The sequence below is a fragment of the Geotalea daltonii FRC-32 genome, assembly GCF_000022265.1.
Taxonomy (GTDB): domain Bacteria; phylum Desulfobacterota; class Desulfuromonadia; order Geobacterales; family Geobacteraceae; genus Geotalea; species Geotalea daltonii.
In genome coordinates this window covers 2,404,798-2,420,464 of the sequence record NC_011979.1, presented here as the reverse complement: position 1 = coordinate 2,420,464, position 15,667 = coordinate 2,404,798, and the positions used below count along the sequence as shown (strand labels likewise).

The 15,667-nt window shown below is 51.5% G+C and carries 13 protein-coding genes; 4 read left to right on the top strand and 9 right to left on the bottom strand.

The window, feature by feature from the left end:
• Positions 1–136: 136 nt before the first annotated feature.
• The 4 genes from guaB to miaB all read right to left on the bottom strand — a co-directional run bounded on the left by guaB (position 137) and on the right by miaB (position 4,724).
• On the bottom strand, positions 137–1,606 hold the full coding sequence (gene guaB, locus GEOB_RS10850) for an IMP dehydrogenase (protein WP_012647264.1): 1,470 nt from the start codon (positions 1,604–1,606) through the stop codon (positions 137–139).
• Between the two features lie 110 nt (positions 1,607–1,716).
• Positions 1,717–2,787 (bottom strand): M42 family metallopeptidase, encoded by a 1,071-nt coding sequence (locus GEOB_RS10845; protein ID WP_012647263.1) that lies wholly within the window; start codon positions 2,785–2,787, stop codon positions 1,717–1,719.
• A gap of 73 nt (positions 2,788–2,860) precedes the next feature.
• Entirely contained in the window at positions 2,861–3,358 is a 498-nt protein-coding gene (locus tag GEOB_RS10840) for a bifunctional nuclease family protein (protein WP_012647262.1), read from the bottom strand.
• 43 nt (positions 3,359–3,401) lie between these two features.
• Positions 3,402–4,724 (bottom strand): tRNA (N6-isopentenyl adenosine(37)-C2)-methylthiotransferase MiaB, encoded by a 1,323-nt coding sequence (miaB, locus tag GEOB_RS10835; protein WP_012647261.1) that lies wholly within the window; start codon positions 4,722–4,724, stop codon positions 3,402–3,404.
• Positions 4,725–5,024: 300 nt separating this feature from the next.
• On the opposite strand from miaB, the gene GEOB_RS10830 reads away from it, so the two are divergent.
• The 4 genes from GEOB_RS10830 (at position 5,025) to rpsT (ending at position 8,849) form a co-directional block, all read left to right on the top strand.
• Positions 5,025–6,497 carry a DUF3373 domain-containing protein gene (locus tag GEOB_RS10830; protein WP_012647260.1) on the top strand — a complete coding sequence of 491 codons (1,473 nt, stop codon included), beginning with the start codon at positions 5,025–5,027 and terminating at the stop codon, positions 6,495–6,497.
• Between the two features lie 117 nt (positions 6,498–6,614).
• A complete protein-coding gene (locus tag GEOB_RS10825; protein ID WP_012647259.1) occupies positions 6,615–6,941 on the top strand; it encodes a hypothetical protein in 327 nt (108 codons plus the stop codon).
• 124 nt (positions 6,942–7,065) lie between these two features.
• Complete coding sequence (locus GEOB_RS10820) at positions 7,066–8,433, top strand: cytochrome c (RefSeq protein ID WP_012647258.1); 1,368 nt, start codon at positions 7,066–7,068, stop codon at positions 8,431–8,433.
• 152 nt (positions 8,434–8,585) lie between these two features.
• Positions 8,586–8,849, top strand: coding sequence for a 30S ribosomal protein S20 (gene rpsT, locus GEOB_RS10815; RefSeq protein WP_012647257.1), 264 nt, complete (start codon positions 8,586–8,588; stop codon positions 8,847–8,849).
• 76 nt (positions 8,850–8,925) lie between these two features.
• Here rpsT and holA read toward each other — a convergent pair whose 3' ends face one another.
• The 5 genes from holA to GEOB_RS10790 form a co-directional block, all read right to left on the bottom strand.
• Positions 8,926–9,918: a DNA polymerase III subunit delta gene (holA, locus tag GEOB_RS10810; protein ID WP_012647256.1), complete on the bottom strand. Its 993-nt coding sequence runs from the start codon at positions 9,916–9,918 to the stop codon at positions 8,926–8,928.
• Between the two features lie 9 nt (positions 9,919–9,927).
• Positions 9,928–10,440 carry an LptE family protein gene (gene lptE, locus GEOB_RS10805; RefSeq protein ID WP_012647255.1) on the bottom strand — a complete coding sequence of 171 codons (513 nt, stop codon included), beginning with the start codon at positions 10,438–10,440 and terminating at the stop codon, positions 9,928–9,930.
• Between the two features lie 10 nt (positions 10,441–10,450).
• Positions 10,451–12,925, bottom strand: coding sequence for a leucine--tRNA ligase (leuS, locus tag GEOB_RS10800; RefSeq protein ID WP_012647254.1), 2,475 nt, complete (start codon positions 12,923–12,925; stop codon positions 10,451–10,453).
• Between the two features lie 141 nt (positions 12,926–13,066).
• A complete protein-coding gene (locus tag GEOB_RS10795) occupies positions 13,067–15,223 on the bottom strand; it encodes a cytochrome c3 family protein (protein ID WP_012647253.1) in 2,157 nt (718 codons plus the stop codon).
• A gap of 53 nt (positions 15,224–15,276) precedes the next feature.
• Positions 15,277–15,654, bottom strand: a complete 378-nt coding sequence (locus GEOB_RS10790) for a response regulator (protein WP_012647252.1) — start codon at positions 15,652–15,654, stop codon at positions 15,277–15,279.
• Positions 15,655–15,667: the final 13 nt, after the last annotated feature.

The window sequence follows — 15,667 nt, the reverse complement described above, 5'->3', positions numbered from 1 at the left end:
GACGGACGACCTGTCGGATGCGAGAAAAGCTCCATATGCAAGGCTTGCGAACCAAGAGGAGTGAGGCGTAGCAGCGCTACGTCGCAGCGACGAAGGGAGAGCATAACGCAGCAGATGGACTTTTATCGCATCCGACCTATTTTTCGATGCGGTAGTTGGGTGCTTCTTTCGTTATCATAACATCATGCACATGGGATTCCTTGAGTCCGGCACCGGTGATCCTGACGAAACGGCCGTTCTGCTGCAGTTCTTTCACCGTTTTGCAACCGGTATAGCCCATTCCGGCCCGCAGCCCCCCCATCAACTGGTGGATGTTGGCCGAAAGCGGTCCGCGCAGGGGGACCATGCCCTCGATTCCCTCCGGCACCAGCTTGACCTCGCTGTCCACATCGCTCTGAAAGTAGCGGTCCTTGCTCCCTTCCTTCATGGCGCCGATGGAGCCCATGCCCCGATAGCTCTTGTAAGCCCGGCCCTGGTAAAGAATGGTATCGCCCGGAGATTCCTCGGTGCCGGCAAACAGGGAGCCGACCATGATGACATCGGCACCGGCGGCTACAGCCTTGGTGATGTCGCCGGAAAACTTGATGCCGCCGTCGGCGATGAGGGAAACGCCATACTTCCTGGCCACCTTTGCACAATCGGCAATGGCCGTTATCTGCGGCACGCCTATGCCTGCAACAACCCTGGTGGTACAGATGGAACCGGGTCCGATACCAACCTTGATGGCATCGACACCGGCCTTGATCAGCGCTTCGGCTGCATCGGCAGTGGCAATATTGCCGGCAATGAGTTCGATGCCGGGAAAATTCTTCTTGGCCATCCGTACCGCATCTATAACTCCCTGTGAATGGCCATGGGCAGTATCGATGACGATGGCGTCAACACCGGCCTTCATCAGGGCGTCGATACGGGCTTCCATGTCAACGGTGGGCCCGACGGCTCCGCCGACCCGCAACCGGCCCAGGCTGTCCTTGCAGGCATTGGGGTATTTTCTTACCTTTTCGATGTCTTTGATGGTGATCAAACCTTTGAGGTTCTTGTCGCTGTCAACCACCAGAAGTTTTTCCACCCTGGTATGCTTCAGGTGTTCTTTGGCCTGCTCAAGGGTGGTACCCACCGACACTGTGACCAGATTACGCTTTGTCATGCGCTCTGAAATGAGAAGATCCAGGTTAGTCTCAAAGCGGAGGTCGCGATTGGTAAGAATACCCACCAGCTTGCCGTTGCTCTTGGTGATGGGCACCCCGGAGATGCGATACTTAGCCATGATCTCAAGAGCTTCGCGGATCTTCTGGTTGGGGCGCATGGTAATAGGATCTACTATCATCCCCGACTCGCTCTTTTTCACCTTGTCCACCTCCATGGCCTGGTCGGCAATGGAGAAATTCTTGTGGATGAAGCCTATGCCTCCTTCTCTCGCCATGCTGATGGCGGCGCGAGACTCGGTTACCGTATCCATTGCCGCACTGACAAGAGGAATATTCAATTGGATGTTGCGGGAAAGCTGGGTGGAAAGATCAACATCGCGGGGCAGAATCTGGGAATGGGCAGGTAGAAGCAGCACGTCGTCGAAGGTCAGACCCTCAAGGATGCTATTGTCTAACATTACGAACTCCTTTGCTCGAAAAATCGTCGAAATATTAACCAGACAAGCTATTACAGCCCCCCCACCAAGTCAAGTTAAAAGGGCTTAAAGAGGGTATACACTCTGTCAGGTCAGTTTGGTATGAATACCTGCTTGTCCTTGATCCTGGTCAGAGTCGCGACTATGAGCCTGACCGCATTTTCCAGGTCTGAGAGCGAGAGCACCTCGACGGGTGTGTGCATGTAGCGCAGCGGAATTTTCACCAGGGCAGTGGCGACACCTCCCCTGGAAATTTGCATCACATTGGCGTCGGTGCCGGTGGCCCGCGGAATGCCGGTGAATTGGACAGGAATGTTTTCCGCAGCCGCCGTTTCAGCCAAAAGATCGAAGAGAGCCGGATTGATATTGGCGCCACGGGGCAGGATCGGCCCCTTGCCGATCTTCACCTCGCCGTTATGCTTCTTATCCACGTCAGGCTGGTCTGTGGCGAAATCCACCTCGACGCAGATGCCGATATCAGGGTTGACTGTATAACTGCTGGTGGTGCCCCCCCTCAACCCGACCTCCTCCTGAACCGAGGAAACTCCATACAGATCGACCTGAAGTTTGGCGCTCAACTCCGAAACCTGCCGCAGCACTTCGGCAACGACAAAGCTTCCCGCCTTGTCGTCGAACCCGCGACTGGTGACACGATCACCCTGCAGCGTGCTCAGACTGACGGCGAAGGTCACCGGATCACCGACACGAACGAGTGCTTCCGCCTCTTTCTTGCTTGCTACGCCGATATCTATGTACTGGGCGTCCAGCTTCACCACTGTTTCCCTGTCCTTGGGCTCCATCAAATGAATGGGCTTCTTGCCGATCACGCCGGGGATGATGCCCTTGCTGCCATGGATATTTACCTTCTGACCGGTGGAAAGATGCGGATCGACGCCGCCAATGGCGCCGAAATAGATGAAGCCGTTGTCATCCATATACTTGATCTGGAAACCTATTTCATCGGAATGACCGACCAGCATCACCCGTGGGCGATTTTCACCGCCGCCCTCGATGGCACCGAAGACATTGCCCATGACATCGGTACTGATCGCTGCGAATGGAGCGACATAAGAGCGGAAAACCCGCTGGGCAGGCTGTTCGTAACCGGAAGGACTGGGAGCCGCCAAAAGGTTCTGTAAAAATTCAAAGGATTGATCGCGCATCAACTACCTCCATTAATTAATTGCCAAATTAACCACCGCCGACCGCCGACCGCCGACCACCGACCGCTTTTCCCTACATGGGATATTTTCCCAATGTGGCCGGGTCGAGCTTTTCCAGGAAATCGACGAAGCGTCGGGCATCATTTCCCCCTGAGAACTTACCTTCTTTCAGATCAAGCAGCGGCGCTTCCCTGACCACATCTTCGTGGACCATAACCGGAATCTTATATTTCAGTGCAGTGAGCAACGCTTCCGTCACCCTGATTTCAACCCGGATTTTCTTTCTTTTGCCGCTGAACTTGACACATGCGTTGAAGACACCGTCACGAAGGCTTTCGATTGCGATCGATTCAATTTTCAGTTCAAGCTGCTGCATCAACGCGGTCAACAGATCTCCACTCCCGGCACGTATCAGGTCCCGGTTGATCAGTTCAAGGGCAACGGGGACCGATTCCTGCTGGCCTATCCAGATCGGAAGCGAATTTTCCCCTGCATCGTCCTTGAGAATTATTACCGGCATCTGGGCAATGGAGTCCAATGCAAACCCGTATATCTTCATTTTATAGTACATGCGTCTCCTTGGCACATCTTTGACCGATTTCTGCCCATTAAATTCAGTTGCACAATTCACCCTGCAGCGAGTTCTGCTCTCCCCTGGTAATCGTCACCCTTACCATTTGTCCTACCAGAGCTGGATCTGCCGTAATATTGACGATCCGGTTGCCCGAGATCCGCCCGTAGATTTGCCCTCCCCGCCGGCTTTCTCCTTCCACGAGCACCTCCTGCACACTTCCCTCAAAACTTCTGTTGTTTTCCAGGGTAATCTTTCGCTGCATTGCCAGCAGCCGGTCGAGCCGCATCTGTTTTTCCTTCTGGCTGATATGGTCGGTATAGCCTGCCGCCTTGGTTTCCGGTCTTTTCGAATAGATAAAGGAAAAAACATCGGTATAGCGAACCTCCTCCAAAAGAGACAGGGTTTCCTGGAAGTCGGTCTCTGTTTCACCGGGGAATCCGACGATAATGTCGCCGGTAATCTGGATGCCCGGAGATACGGTTTTGAGCTGTCCGATCAGCGACAGATATTCTTCGCGGCTATAGCCCCTGTTCATAGCCGAAAGGACGGCATTACTGCCTGCCTGGGCAGGGAGATGAACGTGTTTACATAATTTGGGCATTTCGGCAAAGCAGTCAATGAGCTGCCGTGAGAAATCCTTGGGATGTGATGTGGTAAAGCGTAGCCGTTCAATGCCGGGAATTTCGGAGACTTGACGCAGCAGGGTGACGAAATCCAGCTCCCCATCGCTTTTCAGACCATAGGAATTGACGTTCTGACCCAGAAGGGTTACTTCCTTGACCCCTTTAGCTGCCAACTGGGAGATCTCTTCGAGAATATCGGCTGATCGGCGGCTTATTTCCCTGCCTCGCACATAGGGGACGATGCAGTAGGAACAAAAATTGTCACATCCTTGCATCACGGTGACAAAACGTGAAACGCCATTGGTGCTGTTGTCTACAGGAAAGAGATCAAGGCGTGAGTCATTGTCGATGAAATCCGTCTCTGCCTGACGCTCCCCCTTTTCGGCAGAAAGAACCAGCTCTGGCAGCAGATGCAGATTATGGGTGCCGAAGACAAAATCCAGATGAGGAATATTCAACAGCAGCCGTTCCCCTTCCTGCTGGGCGACACAACCGCCAACACCAATCAGTATTTTTGGCCTCTTGCGCTTCAGCCCCTTGTACTGGACAAGGTGGTTATAAACCTTCTCTTCCGCCCGTGCCCTTACACTGCAGGTATTGAGGATAATAAGATCAGCCAGGGAAGAATCATTGGTGGGGCGATAACCTATATTTTTCAGCAAGCCTGCAATTTTTTCCGAATCACTGACATTCATCTGGCAGCCGAATGTTTGCAGGTAAAGCAGTTTTTCTTTAATCACGTTAATCCTTTAGCACCTAATTTGCCGTTAATATTACGCAACTATCCGCTAAGTCGTCAATCTATTTCCCGTGCATGTCTTTCGACAGGATGGCGTAGCCATTAAACCACTTGCAAAACAGGCATTGCCGTACCACAAATATATAACATTTTGAATATAAAGAAGTATCTATAGTTGGGCCTGGGAATTGCATCGGTGAAATGAAATATATGGTTAAATGAATTTTAAGCTAAAGTTAATTGAAAGTCTGCCGACGAGATTAATAAGGTCTCGCCGGATAAAAAAAGTAAAGGAGAAGACATGAAACCCATTTTGAAGAAAACCTTGCTAAGCTCGTTGCTGTTCGCATTTACCCTGCCGATGCCTGCAATGGGGGCAGACCAGGACCTGCAGCAGAAGTTGGACGCCCTGTCCAAGGAAGTCGAAGCACTGAAGCAGCAGACGAAGAAAACAGATGAGAAATCCATCGGCCGCTGGCTCACCATCGGCGGCGACTACCGTTTCCGGGTCGATTCCCTGCGCGGCAAAGTGCCCAGCTACTATCAATTCATGGGTCCAACTGCCATGCCGGTGCTGATGCCGGAGTCCAAGCCGAAGAACGATGCGCTTATGACCAACCGTTTCGGCCTTAACCTGAAAGCGAAGGCCACCAAGGACGTAACCGTTACAACCAGGCTGCTCATGTACAAAACCTCCGGCAACGGCACAGCCGATGCCACCAATGCCGGCTTTTTTGCCGACCGCAGCCAGATCCTCGACGGCACCATCGGCCACGTTCCCAGCGACAACACCCTGCGCGTCGACCAGGTTTTCGCAACCTGGAGCAACATCGCCGATCAGCCGATCTGGTTCTCCGTCGGCCGCCGCCCCTCAACCGCCGGTTCTCCTACCCATGTCAGGCAAAACAGTGAAAGGCCGGGTAATGGTGGCGTTCCGGGCCTTCTGGTGGACTATGCCTTCGATGGTCTGACCCTGGGTTACGCTCCTGACATTGAGGCGCTTCCCGGTGCCTACACAAAGTTGTGCTACGGCCGCGGCTTCGAAGCCGGCTACAGCAGCCAGAACAATCTGCGGGATACGGACATGATGGGCATTCAGATCGTGCCGATTGACACCGACCCCCTTCGGCTTGATTTCCAGTGGAACCGCGGTTTCAACATCTTCGACAACCCCAACAATGTGGGCAACCAGCTGGGCGACATCGACTGGTATGGTCTCGGCGCCCTCAGCACCCTTAAGAATGTCGGCCCCGGCAACTTGAACCTCTTTGCCAGCACCGGCATGAGCATCACCCATCCCAACGGCAATCATGCATTGCTTGCAGGTGCAGGCTCACCCGATTCCGGCGCAGGACTGCTTATGAACGGCACCGATGTGAAGGATAACACCGGCTACTCCGCCTATGTCGGTCTCCGCTATGATCTGCCTACCGGCACCAAGCTCGGCGCTGAATACAACTATGGTTCCAAATACTGGATGCCTTTCGATCCGGCAGCTGATGATATGTGGACCAGCAAGCTGGGTACTCGCGGCAATGTCTATGAAGCTTATATAATTCAGGAACTGAAGCTGCAGCCCATTTCCTCATACCTGAGCAAGGTCTTCTTCCGGCTCGGCTATCAGTACTACGACTTCGAATACACCGGCAGCAACAACTGGGTGGGTGCTCCGGTTAAAATTGCAGATCTGACCGCCAGCCCCATGAATGCGCAAATGTTTGCACCTCTGAAGTCTGCTCAGAATATCTATGCCACCTTTGAGGTCAAATTTTAATATGATGTACAAAAGAAGCGAGGGGTTGACCCCCTCGCTTTCTCACGAAGCAAAGTTTTTCGGCTTGGTGCCGGATATAAAACAGAACGAAAGTTCAACGTAAAAAGGAGCAACAAAATGAAAAAGCTGGTTTCACTAATGATCTTGTTCGCCATCTTCAGCATTACCTGTCTGTCTTTCACCTCTACGGCCAGTGCCGAAGAAATCAAGATGGTCGGTGTCATCACAAAGATCGACATAGCCGGCAAGGACGCCAAAACAGCCACTGCCACTTTAAAGGACAACAAGAGTGGCGACCTGATCGAAATCACAGTAAATGATGACCTTACCCTGGATAAATTCAAAGATCACCGCATTGTAGATGGTGATGAGATTCGCTGCAAATATGAGGTTGTCAATGGCAAAAATGTCAGCAAGCTTTTCAGGAAAACTGCAGGATGCTGATTTGATCAACAATTGATTTTCTCTTCAATCGCTGTAGTTATCAGATTGCAGCGTTTTTCTTTAGAATGCAAATTGCAATATTAATATATATGATATATCAATTCATATTTACAAGGAGTCAGTCATGAAGAATTTTTTTGCGACGGTTCTATGCCTGTTGCTCGGTGTGGTTCAAGTCATGGCCGCTGATCATCCAGGCAAGGAAAGCATTGAGAAAAACGGCTATAAGGGTCCTGAAACCTGCGAAGAATGCCATCCCGGTACAACCAAAGGGTTCCTTCAATCGGTACATTGGAAACATGCCTCAAAGGTAAACAATGTTGAAGGGCTTGACCCGAAAAAAGAGTACGGCATGAAAAACCGCATCTACACCATGTGCAACGGCAACGATATCGTCAACAACCTCAAGGAGATTCCCAAAAGTCCTGAAACGGGAAAAACAAAATTCACCGGCTGTAATACCTGCCATCCGGGCAATCATTTGAGTGACGTGGGAAGCACCGGCGCAGATGCTGAAGGCGCCATAGACTGCTTGGTATGCCATTCGACCGACTACGATTTCCGCCAGAGAAAGCCCTTCAAGAATGAAAAAGGCGAAGTCGTCATGGGGCAGGACAGGAGCACTAAGGCAGCCCTCGCCATCGGCAAGCCGACGGTGAAGAACTGTATGGTCTGTCATGAAGCTGCAGGCGGTGGAGTCCTGGTAAAAAGAGGATTTGCATTTAACAAGGAAACAGATGCCCATGCGGCAAAGGGAATGGTCTGCGTCGACTGCCATAAAACAAAAAACCACAAAATTCCAACGGGCTTCGACCCCAACAACTGGGCCAATGACGGCGTGCGCGTATCCTGCGCGGACACTGCCTGCCATGGTAACAGCCCACACAAGGATGCAGCTCTGAATAGACACACGACCCGCATCGCCTGCCAGACCTGCCATATTCCCAGAACCGGGGGTGCTTTCGCCAAGGATTTCACCAAGTGGGAACAGGGATCGGACAAATTTTACGAGCCGACTACCCTGAGGAAAGAAGCCAATGAGACGGTACCGGTTTATGCCTGGTACAACAAAACCGTGAAGAACACCCCAACCTTTATCGGGCCGAAGGGCAGCCGAAAAGACAAGAGCAGCAAGATTTATCCGTTCAAAATATTTCAGGGCAAGGCTTTCTTCGATAAGAAGACAGGGCAGCTGCTTTCCATGGATTTCGCCCCCCCGATGGCAACCGGTGATACTCTGGCAGGAGTAGCCTCGGCAGCAAAGACTCTCGGCATCAAGAACTACACTCCAGTTCCTGGCTGGCAGACCATTTACTTCGGCAGCAATCATCTGGTGACAAAAGGCAAGGCCCTTTTCTGTGCCAACTGCCACGCGCCCAATGGAGTCCTGAATTTCAAGGACCTGGGCTACACGGACAAGGAAATTTTAAGACTGACCAGTCCTGAAATTTACCTGGAAAACGTACTGAAAAAGCAGAAGGAAGACTGGTAGAGGAAGGCTCTTAAATTTCGGGGGCGGTCGTAAGGCCGCCTCTTTTTTACGCCTTATACTAAGATATTCTTCTTGACACAATCCTGGAGCAAGTGCTATAAATCTAACTTTCGAAAATTTAAACGGCTTTTTTAAATAAATGGAGGTGCAGTTTGGCAAATCACAAGTCAGCCCTTAAGAGAATCAAGCAAACAGAAAAAAGAACAGAAAGAAATCGTCATGTCCGTTCAACCCTGCGGACTTTCATAAAGCGTGTTCGTGAAGCAGTAGCAGCAAAAGACGCCAACCTTGCCAAAGAAGCGCTGGCTGCAGCAATCCCCGTAATCGACGGAGCCGCATCCAAAGGGGTCATACACTCCTCCAATGCCTCACGCAGCGTCTCGCGCCTTACCAAACTGGTTAATACACTGAGCTAACGAATCATAAGACAGCATGTTAAAAGGGATTCCAAGCAGGGATCCCTTTTTTAATATCAGCACCTGCCCTACACGGTTACTTTCCGCACACCTCCATGGTGAACCGCTCCAGCAAAGCTGCCGGTTTCCCGCCACTTGTTTTCAACGCCGAATCCAGTTCAAGCAGACGTTCAAAAATAACCTTCAGTTCAGCGGTCCGGTAGTTTCGCGCCTGATCCATGACCTTTTTCAGAAAATATGGGTTTATGCCGGCAGACTTGCCGATTTCGGCGCTGGACACTCTGCGATCCATCAGTTCACGCACTCGCCAGAGCTGCCTGAAATGACGTGCCAGCATGGCCAGAAGCATCAAGGGTGCCTCCCCATCACGCAGAATAGTGTAAAGGGTACGCATGGCTTTGGTCGGATCTTTTTCGCCGACCGCATCTGCCAGTTCAAACACCGTGTCCACCTTGGTGTCCGAGACCACAGCTTTTATGTCATCCATAAGAATGCTGTCTCTGCCGCCACAATAGGTAACCACTTTCTCAATCTGCGACGCCAGTTCCTGGAGGTTATTCCCCACCATATAAGCCAAAAGGTCGGCAGCTGCCGGATCGATGCGCTTGCCACAGGCCTTTATCTCTTCACGGATGAATGCCCCCAGCTGATTTTCGTAGGGGCGCTTGAATTCCACCAGACAGTCAGACTTCTTTATTTCCGCAAAAAATTTTTTGCGCTGATCTATTTTTTCTCCCTGAAAAATCAGGCAGGTAGTAGGGGAAGGATTCTGCAGGTAGGTCAGTAGTACATCAAGGGCGGCGGCTGAAAGATCCTGGCTTTTCTTGACCAGAATGGCGCGCCGGTCGGCAAACATTGGCAGGGTCTGGGCCGCACTGAAGATCTCTTCCCCCTTGCACTCGTTGCCGTAAAAAATATTGAAATTGAAATCGCGGAAATCGGCGGAAACGATCCTGTCAAGCAGCCGTTTTACACCCTTTTCTATCAGATAGGGCTCGTCGCCGTAAAGATAGTAAAAGGGAGCGATGCTCCCTTTATCCACCGCCCGGGTAAATTCATCAGGTTTCATATTTTGGACCTAGAAATCTTCCTGCATCTTTTCATGCAGCTGTTCCGCCAGGCGAATGCATATTTCGGCTATGGCGGCAGTCTCACTATTTTGCTGCAAGGAAATGTCAACTTGGGCGGGATAATCCTGACTTTCGGCAACCTCACCTCTCCAGACGATTTTACCCGTTTGTCGCTCGACAAGGCTCGCAGCAAGTTTTACCGTCGATCGATACCCTGCAATGCGGTCGGCTGCCGTGTAGGAAACCGGAGCAACGGCATAGGAAAGCACGGCACCGCTCAGTACAAGACGGGCAGTTGTTTCATTCACGGAGTTGCCGCCGCTGTGCCGGGCAAACTCGTCAATGATACTCTGGGTCGCCACCGTTTCAAGACCGGCCCGATAACTCTTGTTGGCAAAGATCCTGATATGAACGCCGTCCAGCCCATCATTCGAACTACCGATCCCCCCAAGATGGTGGTACCCGCATCCGGAAAGAATTCCTGTCACGTACAGCAGAATGAAAAATATTAATTTTCGCAAAAGTCCACCTTTATCCGACAACGATGTTAACCAGCTTGCCGGGAACGTAGACAATCTTTTTTATGTTCATGCCGTCAATGAGCTGCCTGATCTTTTCGTCGGCAAGGACAGCTCCTTTTATGTCTTCATCGGTCGCGCTTGCTGCTACGGTTACTTTGCCGCGGAGCTTGCCGTTGACCTGAACCACCACCAGCAGCTCTTCATCAACTGCAGCGGCAGCATCAAAGGCAGGCCAGGCGGCCTCATTGAGATTATCTTCATGGCCGAGACTCTCCCACAGTTCCTCGGCAAAATGAGGTACAAATGGTGCCAATAGCAATACCACCGATTCAACGGCCTCTTTCAGCACCGGCACATTGCGGGGCTGGTTTTTGGGCTCAAATGCCTGAATGGCGTTGACCATCTCCATTATGGCAGCGATGGCCGTGTTGAAATGGAATCGGTCCTCGATGTCATCGGAAACCTTGCGGATGGTCTTATGCACCAGACGGCGCAATGTTTTACCCTCATCTGTAAGGGCTGCAGCATCGAGAGGACCTGTGGCGGATATCAATGGCAGGCATTCGTAGACAAGTTTCCATACCCGGTTCAGGAACCGATAACTGCCGTCGACTCCCTGGTCGCTCCAGTCGAGATCTTTTTCGGGGGGGGCGGCAAATAATGAGAAAAGCCGTGCCGTATCAGCGCCGTATTTTTCTATGAGCGCATTGGGATCGACAACATTGCCTTTGGATTTGCTCATCTTCGAACCATCCTTGATGACCATGCCCTGGGTCAAAAGGTTGGTGAAAGGTTCGTTGATGTCGCAGTATCCCAGGTCGCGCAGGACCTTGGTAAAAAAGCGGGCATAGAGCAGATGCATGACCGCATGTTCAATGCCGCCGATATACTGGTCAACGGACATCCAGTATTCGGTCTTTCCCTTGTCGAGAGGACCACAGGCAAAATCCGGGCAGCAGTAGCGGAGGAAATACCATGAAGATTCCACAAAGGTATCCATGGTATCGGTCTCGCGACGCGCATCCTTGCCGCATAGCGGGCAAGTGGTTTTGATGAAGGAATCGATCTTGGACAGCGGGTTGCCACCTTCACCGGTGAACGTTGCGTCCATGGGAAGTACAACCGGTAAGTCCTTTGCGGGCACAGGTACGGCGCCACAATCATCGCAGTAAATAACTGGAATCGGGTTTCCCCAGTAGCGCTGCCTGGAAATGCCCCAATCTCGCAGGCGGAAGTTGACAGTCTTTTTACCCAGTCCTTCCTGCTCCAGAAAATCGGCGATCTGTTCCTTGGCCACTGCACTGTTCAGGCCGTCGAAGCGGCCCGAATTAACCATGATCCCTTCGGCGGTATAGGCCTCGGTCATGGTGGCGACATCAAGTGATCCACCCTCAGGCTGGATCACCACTTCCATGGCGATAGCATATTTGCGGGCAAATTCAAAGTCGCGCTGATCATGGGTCGGCACAGCCATAACCGCGCCGGTGCCATAATCGGTCAGGACAAAGTTTGCCAGGTAGATCGGCATGCGCCGATTGGTGACCGGATTGATACAGTAGGAACCGGTAAAGACACCTTCTTTTTCGAAGTCTTCGGCCGTGCGCTTGATCTTGTCGGTTTTTTTCACTTTGTCCAAAAAGGCATTGACAACAATCATATTTTCAGCCGTTGTCAACTGCAGGGCCAGTGGGTGCTCAGGCGCCAGCGACATGAAAGTGGCGCCGAAAAGTGTATCCTGGCGGGTAGTAAAAACCTTGATGGCATCTTTTCTGCCTTCTATGGAAAAGTCAATCTCGCAGCCGGTGCTCCTGCCGATCCAGTTGCGCTGCATAGTCAGCACCCGCTCCGGCCAGCCCGGCAGCTTGTAGGTATCTTCAAGGAGTTCCTCTGCGTAATCTGTGATCCTGAATGACCACTGCTCCAGCTCCTTTTGCTCCACCAAGCTGTCGCATCGCCAGCAGCTGCCATCCTCAACCTGCTCATTGGCAAGCACAGTCTCGCATCTGGGGCACCAATTGACGGAGGATTTCTTCTTGTAGGCAAGTCCTTTCTCAAGCATCTGCAGGAAGATCAGCTGTTCCCATTTGTAGTATTCCACATTGCAGGTGGCCAATTCCCTGTCCCAATCATAGGAAAAGCCCATTTTTTTCAGCTGGCCGCGCATGTAGTCGATGTTTTCATAGGTCCACTTGGCAGGATGGCTTTTATGCTGAATGGCCGCATTTTCGGCCGGCATGCCGAAGGCATCCCATCCCATGGGGTGAAGAACATTGAATCCTTTCATCCTCTTGAAGCGGGCAATGACATCACCAATGGAATAGTTGCGCACATGTCCCATATGAATACGGCCTGACGGATAGGGAAACATCTCCAACAGGTAATATTTGGATTTACCTTCGACCTTTTCAGCCTTAAAGCTCTTATTACTGTCCCAAAGCTTCTGCCACTTCTCTTCAACCCTTGCGGGAACGTATTTCTCTTCCACTACAACCTCCTGCCCGTATCCGGGACAAAATTTTGCCACGGAAACGCAGCACCCTTTCTCATCATCCCGCAATCCTGCTCTCACGGAAAATAAGACAGGGCGCCCTGCCTCCATGGCCAGTTTTGATTATTGGTTCTTGCCTTAAAATTGAGGGGCATTACCCTCCTGGAATGAAGGGATATCGCCGGTTCTCCCGCCGTGGCACCTGCCGCAACTGGCAGCATCCTTGACGCTGAAGGCCATGGCTGCACCATGGCAAGCGCCGCAAGATTTCCCCTCTTCCATATCCTTCATCTTCAAAGGCTTGCGTCCGACACCTGCCAGAATAATCCCATTGTGGCAATCGCCGCAATTGTACCCTTTGGAAAGATGCAGCTTATGACTGAACAAGACGCTACCGGTCTTTTCCGGCAGCTCGTATTTAACTGCCTTGGTAACATTATGACATTTATTGCAACTGCCGGTAACGGTAAAGGCCGTGCTGGAATCGTGACAGGCACCGCATGATTTCCCTTTTTCCATTTCAGGCATGCTGACTCGCCTGTTGCCCTTGCCCGGAATAAAGAGCTTGGTGTGGCAGTCATTACACGGATACAGACCCAGATGGAACTTGTGACTGAACGACGCACCTGATTCTTTGAACTGGATCTCCTTTACCGGGTGGCACTTCTGGCAAGCGTCCTTGACCGAAAAGGCGGTTTTTGAGTCATGGCAGCTGCCGCAGGACTTACCCTGCTCCATATCGCCCATGGTATATCGCTTGGCAGAAGCACCGGTAGTAAAAATGCCGTTATGACAATCGGCACACTTGTACATGCCGGTATGGAATGCGTGGCTGAAATAGGTTACCCCGGTTGCCGGCACATTGAAGGCGATTTCCATGGTGGATTTATGGCACTTATCGCAATCTCCCTTGACGGAGAAACCGGTATTCCCTTCATGGCAGGCCCCGCAAGATAGCCCCTTTTCCATATCTGCCATGGACCGCCGCTTGTTGTCAGGTCCGGCAACAAACAATTTGCTATGGCAGTCGGCGCATTTGTACATATCCAGGTGCTTTGTGTGGCTGAAACGGGCGTCGTCGGTAAAGGTAATGTCTTTGACCGGATGGCATTTCCCGCAGTTAGCCGAGGCAGTAAAAGCACTCTTCCCGTCATGGCAAGCCCCACATGATTTGCCTTTTTCCATCTCTGCCATGATGAAGCTTTTACGTGACACCCCGGTGGCAAAAACCTGGTTATGGCAGTCGTCGCATTTATACATGCCCAGATGTATTTCATGACTGAAAGCAACTGAACCTATGTCCGGTATGTCGAAGGTTATATCTTTTGTGCTTTTATGACACCTGCCGCAGTTGGCGTTGACGGTAAATGCCACATCTCCCTCATGGCAGGCGCCGCATGATTTCAGCTTGGCCATGTCCGCCATGGTATACCGCTTGCTGCCGGCGCCGCCGACAAATAAACCGCTATGACAGTCGTTGCAGCGATAGATACCCAGATGGAACTTGTGGCTGAAAAGTGCGTCGGTCGCCTTGAACGGGATGTCCTTTGTGGCCGTATGGCATTTGCCGCAATCCCCTTTGACGCTGAAAGCGGTACTGCCTTCATGGCAGCCGCCACAGGAGTTTCCCTGTTCCATGTCACGCATGGAATGGCGCTTGCTTTCAGGACCGGCAACAAAAAGTTTGCTGTGGCAATCGGCGCATTTGTACATTTCCAGATGGAATTTATGGCTGAAAAGGGCATCGGCAGTAAAGGCAATATCCTTAACTGCGTGGCATTTGGTGCAATTTTCCTTGACTGTGAAGGCAGTATTCCCATCGTGGCAGGCTCCGCACGACGCCCCTTGCTCCATTTGGCGCATGGAAATATGCGGGTTGCCTGGTGCCGGCTTAAAAAGCTTGTTGTGACAATCGCCACAACCATACATGCCGAGATGGAAGTTGTGACTGAAAACGATGGTGCCGAACTGGGGGATCTGAATCGGTACTTCCTTGACCAAGTGGCATTTGACGCATTCATTAAGACCGAATGCCTTGGTTTTGTTATGACAGGCACCGCAGGATTTCCCTTGCTCCATCTCGGCCATTGTCACCGGCGGCACATCTGTTGTTATGGGAAATATGGATTTATGACAAACGGTGCAGTTGCTGCCCAGCTTTTTCAAGTGAAGATCGTGATCAAAAATTACCTTGCCGGCATTCTCAGTCTTGAAAGTAACCATCTGAAAATCCATGGCAAAGAGAAGCACGGGAATAAAAAGCAGGAATGGCAACGGCAGCAGAAAGCGTTTCACTAATTGACCTCTGGGTTGCTTATTTGACATCGGAGGAAGTCCAACCGCTGACTCTATACTATTTTCAGCAGCCTTTTGGCAACATCCAGTATGTTGTTGGGTTGTATCGGCTTGGTAATGTAGGCATTGGCGCCAAGAGCCAGTGCCCGTTCCCGGTCCTCTTGCGCCCCCTCCGTAGTGATGACGACAATGGGCGTTGCCTTGTAATTGGAATCGGTCCGTACCAGACTCACAAGCTTGAGACCGTCCATTATCGGCATGTTAATATCCGTGAAGATCAGGTCGAATTTCTCCGCAGAGAGCTTTTTCAAACCATCGACCCCGTCGTTGGCTTCAACTATTCTCACGACTCTCAATCTTTTGAGAGCAAAAGATATAAGTTGCCTCATGGTTGGGGAGTCTTCAACGATCAAAATATTATATGGTGGCATAGCACTCTCCTCC

Excerpts from the sequence above, each read along its gene's own strand:
- guaB (WP_012647264.1), bottom strand. The coding sequence starts at position 1,606 with ATGTTAGACAATAGCATCCTTGAGGGTCTGACCTTCGACGACGTGCTG.
- GEOB_RS10845 (WP_012647263.1), bottom strand. The coding sequence starts at position 2,787 with ATGCGCGATCAATCCTTTGAATTTTTACAGAACCTTTTGGCGGCTCCC.
- GEOB_RS10840 (WP_012647262.1), bottom strand. The coding sequence starts at position 3,358 with ATGTACTATAAAATGAAGATATACGGGTTTGCATTGGACTCCATTGCC.
- GEOB_RS10830 (WP_012647260.1), top strand. The coding sequence starts at position 5,025 with ATGAAACCCATTTTGAAGAAAACCTTGCTAAGCTCGTTGCTGTTCGCA.
- GEOB_RS10825 (WP_012647259.1), top strand. The coding sequence starts at position 6,615 with ATGAAAAAGCTGGTTTCACTAATGATCTTGTTCGCCATCTTCAGCATT.
- GEOB_RS10820 (WP_012647258.1), top strand. The coding sequence starts at position 7,066 with ATGAAGAATTTTTTTGCGACGGTTCTATGCCTGTTGCTCGGTGTGGTT.
- holA (WP_012647256.1), bottom strand. The coding sequence starts at position 9,918 with ATGAAACCTGATGAATTTACCCGGGCGGTGGATAAAGGGAGCATCGCT.
- GEOB_RS10790 (WP_012647252.1), bottom strand. The coding sequence starts at position 15,654 with ATGCCACCATATAATATTTTGATCGTTGAAGACTCCCCAACCATGAGG.